Source organism: Bacteroides graminisolvens (assembly GCF_963666085.1).
Lineage (GTDB): Bacteria > Bacteroidota > Bacteroidia > Bacteroidales > Bacteroidaceae > Bacteroides > Bacteroides graminisolvens.
Genome location: NZ_OY762556.1, coordinates 988,326 through 1,004,682, shown reverse-complemented (window position 1 = coordinate 1,004,682; position 16,357 = coordinate 988,326). Strand labels below are relative to the sequence as shown.

12 protein-coding genes are annotated in these 16,357 nt (G+C 40.3%); 8 read left to right on the top strand and 4 right to left on the bottom strand.

Going from position 1 to position 16,357, the window contains the following annotated elements:
- Positions 1-187: 187 nt before the first annotated feature.
- Entirely contained in the window at positions 188-1,864 is a 1,677-nt protein-coding gene (locus tag ACKPCE_RS04010; RefSeq protein ID WP_319504281.1) for a hypothetical protein, read from the top strand.
- Positions 1,865-2,192: 328 nt separating this feature from the next.
- Here the strand turns inward: ACKPCE_RS04010 and ybeY are convergent, their stop codons facing one another.
- Together ybeY and ACKPCE_RS04000 are read right to left on the bottom strand one after the other, a co-directional pair.
- Positions 2,193-2,630 carry an rRNA maturation RNase YbeY gene (ybeY, locus tag ACKPCE_RS04005; RefSeq protein ID WP_319504280.1) on the bottom strand — a complete coding sequence of 146 codons (438 nt, stop codon included), beginning with the start codon at positions 2,628-2,630 and terminating at the stop codon, positions 2,193-2,195.
- A gap of 17 nt (positions 2,631-2,647) precedes the next feature.
- A complete protein-coding gene (locus tag ACKPCE_RS04000) occupies positions 2,648-3,880 on the bottom strand; it encodes a spore maturation protein (RefSeq protein ID WP_319504279.1) in 1,233 nt (410 codons plus the stop codon).
- Positions 3,881-3,974: 94 nt separating this feature from the next.
- On the opposite strand from ACKPCE_RS04000, the gene ruvB reads away from it, so the two are divergent.
- The 6 genes from ruvB (at position 3,975) to sucD (ending at position 12,175) form a co-directional block, all read left to right on the top strand.
- Positions 3,975-5,003, top strand: a complete 1,029-nt coding sequence (gene ruvB / locus ACKPCE_RS03995) for a Holliday junction branch migration DNA helicase RuvB (RefSeq protein WP_277639830.1) — start codon at positions 3,975-3,977, stop codon at positions 5,001-5,003.
- Between the two features lie 14 nt (positions 5,004-5,017).
- The gene (locus ACKPCE_RS03990; RefSeq protein WP_319504278.1) at positions 5,018-6,508 is read left to right on the top strand and encodes an oligosaccharide flippase family protein; all 1,491 of its coding nucleotides are present in this window, start codon (positions 5,018-5,020) and stop codon (positions 6,506-6,508) included.
- Between the two features lie 6 nt (positions 6,509-6,514).
- Entirely contained in the window at positions 6,515-7,876 is a 1,362-nt protein-coding gene (locus ACKPCE_RS03985; protein WP_319504277.1) for a TIGR00341 family protein, read from the top strand.
- A 112-nt stretch (positions 7,877-7,988) separates the two neighbouring features.
- Positions 7,989-10,058 carry a S46 family peptidase gene (locus tag ACKPCE_RS03980; protein ID WP_407655026.1) on the top strand — a complete coding sequence of 690 codons (2,070 nt, stop codon included), beginning with the start codon at positions 7,989-7,991 and terminating at the stop codon, positions 10,056-10,058.
- Between the two features lie 86 nt (positions 10,059-10,144).
- A complete protein-coding gene (gene sucC, locus ACKPCE_RS03975) occupies positions 10,145-11,287 on the top strand; it encodes an ADP-forming succinate--CoA ligase subunit beta (protein WP_319504275.1) in 1,143 nt (380 codons plus the stop codon).
- Between the two features lie 12 nt (positions 11,288-11,299).
- Positions 11,300-12,175, top strand: coding sequence for a succinate--CoA ligase subunit alpha (gene sucD, locus ACKPCE_RS03970; protein WP_319504274.1), 876 nt, complete (start codon positions 11,300-11,302; stop codon positions 12,173-12,175).
- 88 nt (positions 12,176-12,263) lie between these two features.
- Here the strand turns inward: sucD and ACKPCE_RS03965 are convergent, their stop codons facing one another.
- A complete protein-coding gene (locus ACKPCE_RS03965; RefSeq protein ID WP_319504273.1) occupies positions 12,264-14,114 on the bottom strand; it encodes a DEAD/DEAH box helicase in 1,851 nt (616 codons plus the stop codon).
- A 125-nt stretch (positions 14,115-14,239) separates the two neighbouring features.
- On the bottom strand, positions 14,240-15,316 hold the full coding sequence (locus tag ACKPCE_RS03960) for a tyrosine-protein phosphatase (RefSeq protein ID WP_319504272.1): 1,077 nt from the start codon (positions 15,314-15,316) through the stop codon (positions 14,240-14,242).
- 408 nt (positions 15,317-15,724) lie between these two features.
- Here ACKPCE_RS03960 and ACKPCE_RS03955 point away from each other — a divergent pair, with 408 nt between their 5' ends.
- Positions 15,725-16,255, top strand: a complete 531-nt coding sequence (locus ACKPCE_RS03955; RefSeq protein ID WP_407654951.1) for an outer membrane beta-barrel protein — start codon at positions 15,725-15,727, stop codon at positions 16,253-16,255.
- Positions 16,256-16,357: the final 102 nt, after the last annotated feature.

The window sequence follows — 16,357 nt, the reverse complement described above, 5'->3', positions numbered from 1 at the left end:
CGAATTTTATGCTATCCTTTTGACATTCATTCTCTGTTGACGATGGCTTAATCTGATTTCGATAGGATTTTTGCATTTTTTACACTCTAAATATATAGGCTCTATTCTTTAAAATTCTTCAAAATGGTTTTTAATGCAATAATTAATTTTGTAAATGCTATATTTGCATCGAACTAATTAGTTTAGTATGAGATTAAGGAAGACCTTTTTAGCCTTCGTCTATATATCTTGTTTGGTGATACTTTCATGTTGTCAGGAGAGTACGTCTTCGCCATTATTGGTCGAAGCTGATTCTTTATTGACTATTTCACCGGAAAAAGCACTTCAAAAGCTCAAGCAGATTGATATATCTAAGCTTCATTCAAATTATGAAAAGGCATATTACAGCCTTTTATTGGTGCAGGCTACAGATAAAAATTACCTCTCATTACTACCTTGCGATTCTCTTATTAATGTTTGTACAGAATATTTTTATAGCGGTCTAAACAAAGGAAAATCATATCTTTATAAAGGCAGATTGTTAGTTGAAATGGGCATGGAAAGAGAGGCAATTGACTTTTTCTATAAAGCATTACCCGAGTTAAAGAACGGTAAATCCGAAATAAGGATTAGAGGTATGATTTATGAAGATTTAGGCAGGGTATACTATAGCCAATCGCTTTATAATGAAGCATTGGATAAGTTTAATTTGGCATGTAATGATTACATGTCTATAAATGATAAAAAAGCGATCGTTAATGCTCTGGGCTTTATCAGTCGGGTATATGCTATTCAAAACAAAAATAAAGATGAAATAAGAGTGATGAGTCAAGCAATTAAGCTTGCTTTTGAAACAAAAGACTCCCTTGTGATAAGTAATACTTGTAATAATTACAGTATGACTTATGAGTCTTTAAATAAAATTGATTCTGCTTTACACTATGCCTTTTTAGCTCTATCTTATCGACCATTTAAGGTCAAGAAATCTCCTATTTATTTATCTATAGGTAACTTGAAACTGTTGAATAGTGAGATTGATTCAGCTAGATATTATTTAAATAAAAGTTTTGAGGATGGAACAGTGAAGGACCATGCCTTAACTCACGGTTATTTGTCTGATTTGGAAAAGAGCCAAGGAAATTTCCAAGAAGCTTTTGAACACTTAACTGTTTTTTCAGAGGTAATAGATTCTCTCTATATGGTTGATAAGTCTTCGCAGATAGAACAAATGGGCTATAAATATGAAATAGAGGCGAAGGTCGCTAGCCATAAGGCTTCCATGAGGCTAACCATTATTGCAGTTGTTTTTGTTTCAATTATAATTGTTCTTATGTTGCTTTTGGTTTTGCAACGTCTAAATAAGAAGAAGACCATTGCTAAATTGTTATATAAACAGCACAGTGAGAGAATGTTAATGGAGATAGCCAGTTTACAAACACGTATTAATCAGAACAATCTTCAAATTCAATGTTTAGAAAAGGAGCAATTGGATTGGGATTCTAAAATTGAGGAAAAGATGCGTGAAGTTCAAGAATTAGCAAAACAAAAAAACAAGTTACGAAATGCTCTATTTCAGCAGACTTCGTCTTACAATAAAATTCAGAAACTATCCAAACAGGATAGGTCAGATAACAAATCAATAAAGGTACTAACGCAGGCGGAGCAGATTGAATTAAGGGAAATAATATTTCAGATATATGAAGAATCGGTAGCAGAATTACAGGAGAGGTTTCCGAAACTAACCGAGGATGACTTGCTTTATTCTTGTTTGGAGCAGACAGGGCTTGATACTTTTGCTATTGCACTTTGTTTTGGAAATGCCAGTAAACAGATTGTTAATCAACGTCGATATAGACTAAAGGCCAAAATGATTATTGAGGAATAGCCCAACTATAAGTCTTTCTACTTCTAGAAATACATAATCAGATGTATTCTTCAAGCGATATAAATTCCCTTCTAAATTCACAAGCAAAACTGCAGATGTTATTGTGTTATGTTGTAAAGTGCTGATAATCAGTCATTATTTCATTCTTATTGTTATCAGAAAATTTTCTTGCTTACATGGATAATATATATCTTTGTATATCATTGAATTGCATTTGGTTATGTTTGTTTTATTACTGACCTAGACTCTTAGCATACCTTCTGACCTTCATAAATCTCTATGATAATACTATTTGCTAGATAAAGGAGCTGTCTAAAAGTCAGTTCCTTTATTCTTTTTGTGACTCATCAATTTTAATACAGCTCAAAGCTTTGTTTTCGGCGGCTTCCATTATTTCACGTTCGCCCGGACCTTTGTCATTGATTCCACATAGATGAAGAATGCCATGTATAATGGTTCGATGTAACTCTTCGATATAATTGGTATTAAATTGATCAGAATTAGTTTTTACTGTATCTAGGCTAATAAATATATCCCCGGCTATTTTATTCTCCTCTGTATAATCAAAGGTAATAATATCCGTATAATAATCATGTTCTAGATATTGTCGGTTAACTTCAAGTATTTTTTCGTCAGAACAGAAAATATAAGCGATTTCACCGACTCTTTTTCCATATGAAGAAGCAACTGATTTAATCCACTGTGAAGTAGCTTGTCTCTTAATATTAGGCATGTTAACGCCCTCTGTATGATATGTTATGCTCATAAAAATATGTATTTAAATTAAAAAAAGAATAAGTAGCTAAATAAAATGGCGGCAATAATACCCGCGAAGTCAGCGATCAAGCCACAAGTAACAGCATTTCTTGTTTTGCTAATGCCTACGCTACCAAAATAAACCGCTAAGATATAAAATGTGGTATCCGAAGCTCCGCGTACTACACAGCTGGTTCTGGCAACAAATGAGTCAGCACCGAATTGCTTCATGGTGTCAATCATTAATCCATTGGCCCCACTACCACTTAGAGATTTCATTAATGCTGTTGGTAAAGCACCTACAAAACTTGTATCCACTCCCGCAGCATTGAATATATATCCAATGCTATCAACTAGAATATCCATTGCTCCCGAGGTTCGAAAAACGGCGATTCCTACTAGAAAGGCTACTAGATAGGGTATTATTCTAACGGCCGTATTGAATCCTTCTTTTGCTCCTTCTACAAAAGAATCGTATACATTAATCTTCTTTCTTATTCCGTTGGCAATAAATAATACAATCACTCCAAAAAGAATTATATTAGCTGTTAAAGTAGAATAAGTACCCATGTCATCTCGAGTTAAAGTTGCAAAACTGTAGATAATAAGGCCGAATATACAACTTAATCCTCCCAAGAAAATTAGCATCGCTTTGTTTATCAAGTTAATGCGTTGTGAGATACTTACTACTATAACTCCGGTTAATGTAGATATAAAGGTGCTAAGCAGGATGGGGATAAAAATATCAGTTGGCTGGCTGGCTCCCATTTGTGCTCTGTAAACCATAATACTGATTGGAATAAGCATTAATCCAGAAGTATTAAGTACAAGAAACATGATCATGGAGTTGGTGGCAGTGTCTTTTCGTGGATTTAGATCTTGAAGCTCTTTCATAGCCTTTAGCCCCATGGGAGTGGCAGCATTATCAAGTCCCAGCATGTTAGCGGATAAATTCATGAAGATGGAACCCATAACAGGATGTCCTTTGGGTATTTCAGGAAACAATTTGCAAAACACGGGACTCAAAAAGCGCGATAAGGCATTGATTAGGCCACTATTTTCTCCAATCTTCATAATCCCCAGCCACAAAGACAGAATGCCAGTGAGTCCCAAAGATATCTCAAAAGCTGTTTTGGAAGAGTCAAAAGTGGAGTTAATAATTTCCGTAAAAATCTCCGTGTCTCCTAAAAAAAACAGTTTACCTAAAGCAACAATAAAAGCGATTACAAAGAAAGCAACCCAAATGTAATTTAAAACCATAGCTAGCTTATTCAAAATTGCACAAAAGTAGGAATATGTTTTCATTTATCTGAAAATAAACATGTATTTTTGCTTTCCATTCATGAATAGGAATATGGAAGAAGATTTTGATATACGCGACAATCAGCTTACGAATAAAGAACGTGAGTATGAAAATGCGCTCAGACCACTTAGCTTTAATGATTTTAGCGGACAAGACAAGGTCGTAGATAATTTACGAATATTTGTAAAGGCCGCCCGTTTAAGGGGTGAAGCATTGGACCATGTTTTGTTGCATGGCCCTCCCGGATTGGGTAAAACCACCTTGTCGAATATTATTGCTAATGAGCTGGGAGTGGGGTTTAAAGTCACATCAGGGCCGGTGCTCGACAAGCCTGGAGATTTGGCAGGTGTGCTTACCAGCCTCGAACCCAATGATGTGCTTTTCATTGATGAAATTCATCGCTTATCTCCAGTTGTGGAGGAGTATCTTTATTCGGCTATGGAAGATTACCGAATTGATATCATGATTGATAAAGGACCATCGGCCAGAAGCATTCAGATTGATTTGAGCCCATTTACTTTGGTGGGAGCAACTACCCGAAGTGGATTGTTGACTGCTCCTTTACGTGCTCGCTTTGGCATCAACCTTCATTTGGAGTACTATGATGATGATATTCTTTCCAATATAATTAGGCGTTCAGCCGGTATTTTGGATGTGCCATGTTCTTTTCCGGCTTCAGGAGAGATTGCATCCAGAAGTCGAGGCACACCTCGTATTGCGAATGCCTTACTACGCCGTGTTCGTGATTTTGCTCAAGTAAAAGGTTCGGGGCAAATAGATACAGAAATAGCCAATTTTGCACTCGAAGCACTTAATATTGATAAGTATGGTCTTGATGAAATTGACAACAAGATACTTTGCACCATCATTGATAAGTTTAATGGAGGCCCCGTTGGTATTACAACAATAGCAACTGCTTTGGGTGAAGATGCGGGCACCATTGAGGAGGTATATGAGCCTTTCCTCATAAAAGAAGGCTTTTTAAAGCGGACACCACGAGGACGTGAAGTCACAGAATTAGCTTACAAACATTTAGGTCGAAGCCTTTATGGGGGTAAGAGTAAAACATTATTTGATTAATTGACATACAACATATGGCTGGATTAAAATCGTTGGCAAAAGATACTGCAATATATGGATTGAGTAGTATAATAGGCCGTTTCTTGAATTATTTGCTTGTACCCCTGTACACAATTAAATTGTCTGCGGCATCGGGTGGTTATGGGGTTGTTACGAACATATATGCCATGACAGCCCTTCTTTTGGTCGTTCTGACTTATGGAATGGAAACAGGCTTCTTCAGGTTTGCCAATAAAAAAGATGAAGATCCGCTCAAAGTCTATTCGAGTACGCTCATTACAGTTGGAGGTTCCTCTGTTTTATTCGTTCTCTTTTGTCTAGTATTCATAGAACCCATAGCTGGCTTCCTTGGATATGCAGACCATCCGGAATATATTGCCATGATGGCTATAGTTGTGGCTTTAGATGCTTTCCAGTGCATTCCTTTTGCTTATTTGAGATACCGCAAAAGACCCATTAAGTTTGCTGGAATAAAGATGTTGTTTGTAGTCTCCAACATTCTATTAAACCTTTTCTTCTTGGTTCTTTGTCCTTGGTTAAATGCGCATTCACCTGAAACTATTTCTTGGTTCTATGACCCTGGTTACGGAGTCGGTTACGTCTTTCTGGCCAATTTAATCTGCACTTCCTTGCAAATGCTTTTCTTCGTGAATGAATTGAGAGGTTTTCAATATGTACTCGATAAAGCCCTGATTAAACGGATGTTTTCCTATTCATTTCCTATTCTTATATTGGGTTTGGCAGGTATTCTGAATCAAACGGTAGATAAGATTATCTTTCCTTTCTTACTTGATAATGCTAATGAGGCACGCGTACAATTAGGCATATACGGAGCAGCCAGTAAGATCGCCATGGTTATGGCAATGTTTACGCAGGCCTTCAGGTATGCGTATGAACCCTTTGTCTTCGGAAAAGAAAAGGATGGAGACAGCCGGCAGACTTACGCATCGGCTATGAAATTCTTTGTTATCTTTACATTGCTAGCCTTTCTGGCGGTGATGTTTTATATGGATATACTGCGTTACATCATTACCCCCGATTACTGGCCGGGTTTAAAGGTAGTACCTATTGTTATGGCTGCCGAAATGTTAATGGGAGTTTATTTCAACCTTTCATTTTGGTACAAGTTGATTGATGAAACCCGTTGGGGAGCCTATTTTTCTTTGATAGGTTGCGTTATTATTGTGCTTCTAAATATTATTTTCGTTCCTATATATGGTTATATAGCTTGTGCGTGGGCCGGTTTAGCCGGTTACTTCACGGTAACCCTTCTTTCATATTTCGTGGGCCAAAAGAAATACCCTATTAATTATGATCTCAAGAGAATAGGGCTGTACGTGTTATTAGCAGCAGTTCTGTATGTTGCATCCGTATTCATTGTACCCGAGAATGTGGTGTTCCGTTTGTTGTTCCGCACGGGCTTGTTATTTGTTTTTATTGCATTTATTGTGAAAAAAGACCTGCCATTAAAACAAATTCCGTTGCTAAATCATTTTATAAAATAAACGATCATGAAAACACCGAACCGAAATCTATTTGCTTTCAAGGAATTTCTAAAGGAATACCTTGATTTGAGAAAAGACAAAGACAACGAACTGGCAACCGTTGAGTCCATCCGAAAAGGAGTAGAGTTCAAAGGAGCCAATTTATGGATTCTTATTTTCGCTATTTTCATGGCTTCTTTGGGACTCAATGTCAATTCTACCGCCGTTATTATCGGTGCTATGTTGATATCACCTCTCATGGGTCCTATTATGGGCATTGGTTTATCGGTCGGTTTGAATGATTTTGAATTGATGAAACGTTCTTTTAAGAGCTTTCTTATTACTACAGCATTCAGCGTAGCAACTTCCACCTTTTTCTTTTTGATATCGCCTATTGACGAAGCCCAATCGGAACTGCTGGCACGTACTTCGCCAACTATCTATGATGTACTGATTGCCTTGTTCGGTGGTTTAGCGGGCGTTGTAGCGTTCTCTACCAAAGAAAAAGGGAACGTTATACCGGGTGTTGCTATTGCTACAGCACTGATGCCACCCCTGTGCACGGCCGGGTTTGGATTGGCTACAGGTAATCTGGTTTACTTTCTAGGAGCATTTTACCTGTATTTTATTAACTCCGTTTTTATTAGTGTGGCCACATTTATTGGTGTACGAGTAATGCACTTTCATAAAAAAGAGTTTGTTGATGTTGCTCGAGAGAGAACTGTTCGCAGAACAATTGTGTTTTTGGTCGTAGCTACCATGTGTCCGGCTATTTATCTGACTTATCATATTATTAAAGATAGTTTCTATGAAAGAACAGTAAACCGTTTCGTAACTGAAGAACTCAGCTTTGATAAAACTCAGATACTCGATAAAAAGGTTATTCACAAAGGAGACAGCACGGAAATTAGAGTGGTTCTGATTGGAGAAGATGTTCCGGTTGCTTCTTTGGAAATAGCGCAGCGCAAGCTAAAAGATTATAAACTGAATAACACCCGCTTAACGGTTGTGCAAGGAATGAATAATTCTGGAGTGGATGTAACCTCCATCCGCGCCATGGTTATGGAAGATTTTTATAAAAGCAGCGAAGAACAAATTAAAGAGCAACAAAAAAAGATTGTTCAGCTGGAAAAAGCATTAACTTCCTATAAAACATTCGATGAAACGGGCCGAAATATAGTTCAAGAATTGAAGGTGCTTTATCCTTCTATTCAAACACTGTCATTAAACAGAGCGGTTGAGACGCGTGTAGATTCGCTGCGTTCAGACACCGTAACCTTTGCTGTAGCCAAGTTTTCGCCTAAGCCCGGTAGTGCAGAACAGAACAAGATACGACAATGGCTTAAGGCCCGTATTAAAGCAAAAGAACTTCGATTGATTGTAGAATAATAACCTCCTTAACTGATAAAATCACAATACCATGAGCCTAAAAAAAATAAGAAAACAATTAGCCATTTTGTTGCTGTTAAGTGTCAATCTAACCGTTTGTGCTCATGAGGGTATGTGGATGTTAGGTCGCTTAAATAAGCAAACAACTCAATCCATGAAAGAACTGGGACTCAAACTACCGGCAGATAAACTCTATCATCCCAACAAAGCCACGTTAAAAGATGCCGTGGTCAGTTTTGGCGGATTCTGTTCGGGAGTGGTTGTTTCAACGGATGGGCTAGTGTTTACGAACCATCATTGTGGTTTTGGGGCAATACAACAGCATAGTACTGTGCAGAAAGACTATTTAAAGGATGGCTTTGTGGCTCGTTCCAAAGAAGAGGAATTGCCCAACCCTGAATTATATGTACGCTTTCTTATTCGCACGGAAGATGTAACCCAGCGCGTTTTAGGCTCCGTTTCACCGAATATGTCGGAGGCCGACAGGCGTTCGGTGATTGATTCTGTGATGTTAGCTATACAAGAAGAGGTACATACCAAAGATTCTTCAGTAGTGGGTGCAGTTGATGCCTATTACGGTGGAAACGAGTTTTGGCTGTCTGTTTACAGAGATTTTAATGACGTACGCCTGGTTTTCTCACCTCCATCCTTCATCGGAAAATTTGGTTGGGATACAGATAACTGGATGTGGCCCAGGCACACGGGAGACTTTTCAGTCTTTCGCATTTATGCTGATAAAAACAACCAACCGGCCGATTATTCGCCCGATAATGTGCCTTACAAACCTCAATATGTGGCGCCTATTTCCACGCAGGGATATCAGGAAGGCTCCTTTTGCATGACATTAGGCTACCCCGGAAGTACCGAAAGATACCTTTCCTCGTTTGGAGTACAGGAAATGGTGGAAGGCATGAATCAAGCCATGATTGATGTAAGAGGAGTGAAGCAAGCCATTTGGAAACGAGAAATGAATAAGAGACAAGATATTCGTATTAAGTACGCTTCCAAATACGATGAAAGCACTAATTATTGGAAAAACAGTATTGGTACGAACAAAGCGATAAAGGACCTTAAAGTGCTTGAAAAGAAGCGAGACATGGAAAGCAGTCTGAAGCAATGGATTCAGCAGGTATCCAGCGTAGATTCACTGTCCATTCAATTGCTTTCAACGCTTGAGTTAAACTATAAAAACAGGAAACAAACCAACCGGGCTATGGCCTATTTGGGAGAATCGTTTATGAACGGTCCCGAGCTGGTACAACTAGCTCTTGAAATCTTGAATTTTGATTTTGAAGCCGAAGAAAAAGTGGTTGTATCCAAGATTAAAGACATCATGGAGAAATATGCCAATCTGGATTTGGATATTGATAAAGAAGTCTTTACTGCCATGCTTCGGGAATACCCTCAACACGTTGACTCCGTTTATTTGCCCGAAATGTATAACACCATTGCCAAAGAGTACGGTGGTGATTATAAAGTATACGTTGATTCACTTTATGCCCGCTCTGAAATTACCTCTCCACGTGGCCTGCAGCGATTTTTCGAGCGAGATACCACTTATAACCTGATGGAAGATCCAGCCATCTCCTTGGGAATAGATCTTATCGTGAAGTATTTTGAGATGAATCAATCCATAAACGAAGCCTCACAGAACATAGAGAAAGGCGAACGGCTGTACAATGCTGCTATCAGGCGCATGTATGCTGATCGCAACTTCTATCCGGATGCCAATTCAACCATGCGTTTAAGCTTTGGTACCGTGAAAGGCTATTCACCCATGGATGGGGTTGATTATTCCTATTATACCACAGCCAAAGGCATACTTGAAAAGGCACGCACACACCATCCCGATCCTGACTTTGCATTAGGAGCTAATTTGATTTCGTTGCTCAAAGAACAAAACTACGGTAAATATGCCGATGAAAAGGGAGAAATGAAAGTCTGCTTCATCTCCGATAACGATATTACTGGTGGTAGCTCGGGCAGTGCTATGTTCAATGCTAAAGGAGAACTGTTGGGATTGGCTTTTGATGGAAACTGGGAAGCCATGAGTGGTGATATTCTGTTCGAACCCAAGCTACAACGCTGTGTGGGAGTAGATATCAGATATATCCTTTTTGTTATCGACAAATACGCTAATGCATCCAATTTGATTCAGGAATTGCAGCCTTCCCTAAAATAAGTGATTAAAAACATGCCCTTTGTTGCAACAATTGAAAGTTCATTTCGGTTGTTATAATGATGTTTAATCCTTTAATAATGCTATCTATGAAAGTTCATGAATATCAGGCAAAAGAACTTTTTGCAGCTTATGGCATACCCGTGAAGAGCCACAGACTCTGCCAAACTGCTCATGAAGCCGTAGAAGCCTATCGTAGCATGGGTGCCGAAGAAGTAGTTCTAAAGGCGCAGGTGCTTACCGGAGGCCGCGGAAAGGCAGGTGGAATCAAGCTTGCCAATACAGCTGAAGAAGTAGAAAACAAAGCACGACAAATTTTGGGCATGACTATCAAAGATTATCCCGTTCAAAAGATTTTGCTTTGTGAAGCGGAAGATATTTCTGCCGAATTTTATGTCAGCTTTGTCGTTGACCGCAATCAAAAATCCGTTGTGCTTATCATGAGTACCGAAGGAGGAGTGGAAATTGAGTCTGTTGCTTGGGAAGCCCCAGAGAAGATACACCGCCATTCCATCGACCCTTTAATCGGTTTACCCGATTTTCTTGCCCGCCGGTACGCCTTCTGTCTCTTCTCGCAGATTGATGAAGCCAATCAGTTGGCTGTCATTCTCCAAAAACTCTATAAACTCTTTGTCGAAAAAGATGCTTCTCTGGTTGAAGTAAACCCGTTGGTACTTACACCGACCGGAAAATTGGTGGCTATTGATGCTAAAATGACATTCGATGACAACGCTATGTTTAGGCAACCGGAAATAGAGTCCTTGGCGGAACTTTCGGAAGAAGAACAGGTAGAAACCTCGGCTAAGGCAAAAGGATTCAGTTACGTCTCCTTAAACGGTGAAATAGGCTGCATGGTCAATGGGGCAGGACTAGCAATGGCTACTATGGATATGATTAAGCTCCAAGGGGGTACCCCTGCTAACTTCCTCGATATAGGCGGTAGCTCCAATCCGCGGAAAGTGATAGAAGCGATGAAACTGCTGCTTAGTGATTCCCGCGTAAAGGTTGTACTGATTAATATCTTCGGCGGAATTACCCGATGTGATGACGTGGCTACCGGATTATTGGCTGCATTCAACGAGATAGAATCCGATATTCCTGTGATTGTAAGACTAACCGGAACCAATGAAAATGAAGGGCGAGAACTGTTGAAAGGCAGTCGTTTTCTGGTTGCGCAAACCATGTGCGAAGCCACTCGTAAAGCCGTGGATATTGCTTCAAAATCTTATTAAAATCAGCAGACTATGAGTATATTGATAGATAAAACTACCCGGGTCATTGTACAAGGTATAACCGGTAGAGACGGTGAATTTCATACCCGTAAGATGATTGCTTACGGCACTCAGGTTGTGGGAGGCGTTTCTCCCGGTAAAGGAGGCACGAACGTTCAGGGTGTTCCGGTTTTCAATACCGTGCACAAAGCTGTTCAGCAGACAAAGGCGAATACCTCCATCATTTTCGTTCCGGCTCGTTTTGCGGCCGACTGTATCATGGAGGCTGCCGATGCAGGCATTTCTCTTATTATTTGCATAACCGAAGGCATTCCTACCCAAGATGTTATCAAAGCCTACCATTATGCTAAACTCAAGGGTGCCCGGTTGATAGGTCCCAATTGCCCCGGGTTGATTACCCCTGAGGAATCATTGGTGGGCATACTTCCCGGAAGTATTTTCCGTCCGGGTAACATAGGCGTCATTAGTCGGAGCGGCACCTTAACCTACGAAATTGTGTACCAGCTTACGACTGCCGGATTCGGCCAGTCCACCGCTGTGGGTATGGGTGGCGATCCTGTTGTGGGACTTTACTACATTGACTTGCTGGACATGTTCCAAAACGATCCGCAAACAGATGCCATTGTGATGATTGGTGAGATAGGAGGCAATGCCGAAGAACTCGCGGCCCTACACATCAGTAAGCACATTACCAAACCGGTGATAGCATTCATCGCCGGACAATCGGCTCCTCCGGGCAAGCAAATGGGGCATGCCGGTGCCATTATATCCAGCGGTTCCGGAACTGCCCAGGAAAAGGTGCAGGCACTTATATCTGCCGGAGTTAGGGTGGCGCAAGAACCTTCTGAAGTACCTTTAATTTTAAAGGAGCAATTCTTCAAGCAGTAAGGCGAACAAAATAAATAAAGCCATGCAGTTACAGGAATAATCCTGAAAACTGCATGGCTTTTTATGCGTTTAAGGCAGAATGATCTGCTTATTTACTTTTTTTGCCTTTTCTGCGTGCCCATCCCTCGTCGTTTGAGTCGCCTGTGATAAGCTGCTGCCAATCGTCTTTCTTTTTAGGACCACGAGCAGTAGCATAACCTCTTTCTTCACGACTTTTAGCGCTCTTCTTCTGATCTCTGGGAGCACCGGAATAGTTTGACGAATTGCCATACTTCTTCTTAGCGTATCCTCCGCCACCGCCAGTGTTACCGGCCGGTTTTTCATCACCTGCGATTTCTACAGATACCTTGCGTCCGTTGTAAGTTGATTTATTCAGAGAGCCGATAACCGATTCTGCCAAACTATTCTCAACCTCGAAGAAAGAAAAGTTCTTCATCAAGTCAATTCGTCCTATCTCAACTCTTTTGTGCGTATTCTTGTTAACCAATTCAATCAATTGACCGGCAAAGAAATTATCTGTTTTACCCAAATTGATGAACAGACGAGTATAGCCCGAAGTAGCGGTACGGCTTCTGCCGCCTTCTCTTCTGTCGGTATCCCTGCCATCGGTAGTAGGTGCTTCAATTTCCTCTCTGTCACGGTAATACTCCAGGAAGCGATTAAACTCAATGGAAACCATGCGTTTAATGACATCTTCCTTGCTCAACCATTCCAGTTTACGGTAAATAGCGGGCATAAAGTCCTCAATCTCTTCCTCGTTAACCTTTATCTTCTCGATGTCATCAATAACCTTGATGAGCTGCTTCTCGCAGATTTGCTTTCCGGTAGGCATTTCACCGGCAACGAATTTTTTGGCAATGATACGCTCTATTTCACGTAGTTTACCTTTTTCGCGCATGTTAATGATGGCGATGGAAGTACCTGTTTTTCCGGCACGACCAGTTCTTCCGCTACGGTGCGTATAGCTTTCCGTGTCATCGGGCAAACCATAGTTAATTACGTGAGTCAGGTCATCTACATCCAATCCGCGAGCAGCCACATCGGTAGCTACCAGAATCTGTATGTTTCTGATGCGGAACTTTTGCATGACCGTATCGCGTTGCACCTGAGACAACTCACCGTGCAGAGAATCGGCGTTGTAACCCTCTTGCATCAGTTTATCGGCAATCTCCTGTGTTTCTTTACGTGTGCGGCAGAAAATGATACCGTATATTTGCGGGTTATAGTCAACGACGCGTTTAAGCGCAGCATATTTATCTTTGGCATGTACGGTATACACCACATGCTTTACGTTGTTGTTACTTTCGTTCTTGCGTCCGATGGTTATTTCCTTGGCATTGCGAAGATAGTTTTTGGATATTCTTGCAATTTCGGGCGACATGGTAGCCGAGAACAGCAGCGTGTTTCTTTCTTCAGGAACATCGGCCAGAATGGCGTTGATGCTATCGGTGAAACCCATATTCAGCATCTCGTCAGCTTCATCCATAATCACATTGCCAATGGTGGCAAGCGATACCGTTTTGCGTTCCATGAGGTCCAGCAAACGTCCCGGAGTGGCTACAATAATGTGCACGCCCTTCTTTAAGCTTCTTATTTGGCTGTCGATGGACGAACCGCCATAAACCGGCAGTACCTTAAGTCCGTCAATGTATTTAGAATAATCATTTAAATCTCCTGCAATCTGGAGGCAGAGTTCGCGGGTAGGGCATAGAACCAGCGATTGTGGAACACGTTTGTTAACGTCAATTTTTTGTATGATTGGCAGACCGAAAGCAGCGGTCTTTCCTGTGCCTGTCTGTGCAAGAGCTACTACATCATTGCCTTCTCCCAACAAATACGGTATTACTTCTTCCTGAACGGGCATGGGATTCTCATATCCCATTTCTTTAATTGCTTTAAGTATTTCCGGGGAAACGCCTAACTCTTCAAAATTCTTCATTAATTCTTTAGTATATCTTTATATTCGGGCGCAAAGTTAATTATAATTATTGGTTTTTACACTCAAAGTATATAATAAAGAATGTGAAGCCCTAAATATTTGATATAAAGCAGGTTAGCATCGAATTAATTTCCGGGTTCCAGCAAAATGTTCTTTAGCTGCTGCATGTCTTCCTTTGAAAGTCCCACACCTTGCTTCAGATAGGTCTTTGCATCACCGTAATTTCGTTCAATTTCGTTGAACGCAGCATTTAAGAAACCTTCCTGAGCCGAGAAAAGCGTTGTAATGGCCTCTTGCGATTGCACCGGTAATTTATAAGCATACCTTGTTGCTTTGGGAATATTGAAGTACACGTTGCTCAAACGATAGTCTTGCATAATATCATCTGAATTGACCCCTAAAGCCGTTAATATCAAGGCTACAGAAATACCGGTTCGTCCTTTGCCCGAGGAACAGTGAATCACCACCGGGTAGTTTTCTTTGTTCAGCAATGCATGAAATAACAGTTTGAATTCTACCCGGTTTTTGATAATCAGGTCCCGATTCATTTGTTCAACCATGCGGTAAATCGTATCTGTTTTGATTTCATTTTTTTGCAGTGCCTTGAGCACGCCCTCCATATTGCCGGTGGCAATGGGGATGTTAATCACGTTGAAGTTGTTTTTCAGAGAACACGATCCTCCTTTTTCCTGTGCAGTTCTCAGGTCGATGATTGTTTTCACACCGATGTTTTGCAACTCCTTGCAAGAGCACTTCTCGAGACTGTCGATTTCAGCCGATCGATAAATCATTCCCCAACGTACGCTCTTTCCCTGCGCTACTTTGTAGCCGCCTAAATCACGGAAATTCTGAATGCCCGGAACGTTAATGTTCCGTGTGGCAACCTTCACCCGGTAGCGATCGTTAAAGACCATCATATAATAATATCGCTTCTTGGGGTTATCGGTTACTATCGTTATTCTTTGAGCCGATATGTCGGCCATGGCTATCGGTAAGTTTTCGGCAATGGAGTCGGGATTGGTTGAAGAGTATATTTTCACTTTCCCTTCCATAACAGGTGCTGTTTCCCATTTGATGATGCAATTTCCCACGCTGTTTTCTTCGCAGACAACAGATATGCTGGGTGAATTGTCTGAACAGGAGGTGCAGACCAATATAAAATTTAGCCAACCTAACAGATATGTATACTTGCTTTGAACCATTAAAAATGAACTTTTGAGAGTTTGCTTTAGTGCAAAGATAAATAATCTGCTTATTCGACATAATAACTTAGCGAAAATTAGCCAAAGTATTATTCTTTTAACGAAATGCCACCCCGCTCCTCATAAAATGCATGAAAAAAAGTATCACCAAGTATCACCAACCTTTCAATGCTCTGATTATCAGATTCTTATGTGTGATACTTTGCTAAAAAAAAGCCTCACCAAGTATCACCAAGTGTCACCAACTTTTTTGGTAGTGATTCCTTACGAACATGTCTCTATTTAACTCTTATATATAAGCTTTATAATCAGCATGCTTCTGCGATTTATTTTGCAGGTGAGCAATTTTCGTATCCACCCGGATGTACACAGTTTGTACACCCCCATGTACACGGTCTGTAGATCCGGGTGTACAAATGCCCTACACCCGGGTCTACAAAAAGTTTTGCAACCAGCTATATGAAGCTTCCCTTGGCTTCTTTTGCCCGTTTGGTATTGAATGCATCGGGAAGTTATTCGGCTTTAAGATCCAGTGAAGAAGCAAACGATGGGGTGGCTGGTAATATTTCTTCTAACCTTTTTATTAATTTGCCTTGTAATTTCTCCTTATCTGTTGCCGGTTTGTATAAGTTGCCCGATATAACCTTGCAAGGGGAATCGTTCAATTTTTATTCGTGCAAGATGAGGCTCAGCAAAAGCTTTTTAGATGATAACTTGGCTGTTTCTTTGAATCTAGATAATGCTTTTTGGGACTATAAAAAGTATAAGCTTCGCGAAAAAAATAAGTTTTATAGAAGGAAGACGGATCTGCACTGCCGTGCTATGAATATAGGCTTGTCTCTCTCATATTCTTTTGGAAAATCGGCATCAACAAAATCTGTTCATAAAGGCATTGAAGAAGAAACTGTGAAAGGTGCCCGAATGGAAGGTGGTAATTAGGGGTGATCATTTGGCAACTTATATGTAAAGCTTCTTTTGAATATTGTATTCTTATTGTACTTTCTTGCTTGAAAAGTGCATTTTTTATGTAAGTTTGCAGAA

Coding starts and splice junctions, on each gene's coding strand:
- ruvB (WP_277639830.1), top strand. CDS start 3,975: ATGGAAGAAGATTTTGATATACGCGACAATCAGCTTACGAATAAAGAA.
- ybeY (WP_319504280.1), bottom strand. CDS start 2,630: ATGAGCATAACATATCATACAGAGGGCGTTAACATGCCTAATATTAAG.
- ACKPCE_RS04010 (WP_319504281.1), top strand. CDS start 188: ATGAGATTAAGGAAGACCTTTTTAGCCTTCGTCTATATATCTTGTTTG.
- ACKPCE_RS04000 (WP_319504279.1), bottom strand. CDS start 3,880: ATGGTTTTAAATTACATTTGGGTTGCTTTCTTTGTAATCGCTTTTATT.
- sucC (WP_319504275.1), top strand. CDS start 10,145: ATGAAAGTTCATGAATATCAGGCAAAAGAACTTTTTGCAGCTTATGGC.
- sucD (WP_319504274.1), top strand. CDS start 11,300: ATGAGTATATTGATAGATAAAACTACCCGGGTCATTGTACAAGGTATA.
- ACKPCE_RS03965 (WP_319504273.1), bottom strand. CDS start 14,114: ATGAAGAATTTTGAAGAGTTAGGCGTTTCCCCGGAAATACTTAAAGCA.
- ACKPCE_RS03980 (WP_407655026.1), top strand. CDS start 7,989: ATGTGGATGTTAGGTCGCTTAAATAAGCAAACAACTCAATCCATGAAA.
- ACKPCE_RS03990 (WP_319504278.1), top strand. CDS start 5,018: ATGGCTGGATTAAAATCGTTGGCAAAAGATACTGCAATATATGGATTG.
- ACKPCE_RS03960 (WP_319504272.1), bottom strand. CDS start 15,316: ATGGTTCAAAGCAAGTATACATATCTGTTAGGTTGGCTAAATTTTATA.
- ACKPCE_RS03985 (WP_319504277.1), top strand. CDS start 6,515: ATGAAAACACCGAACCGAAATCTATTTGCTTTCAAGGAATTTCTAAAG.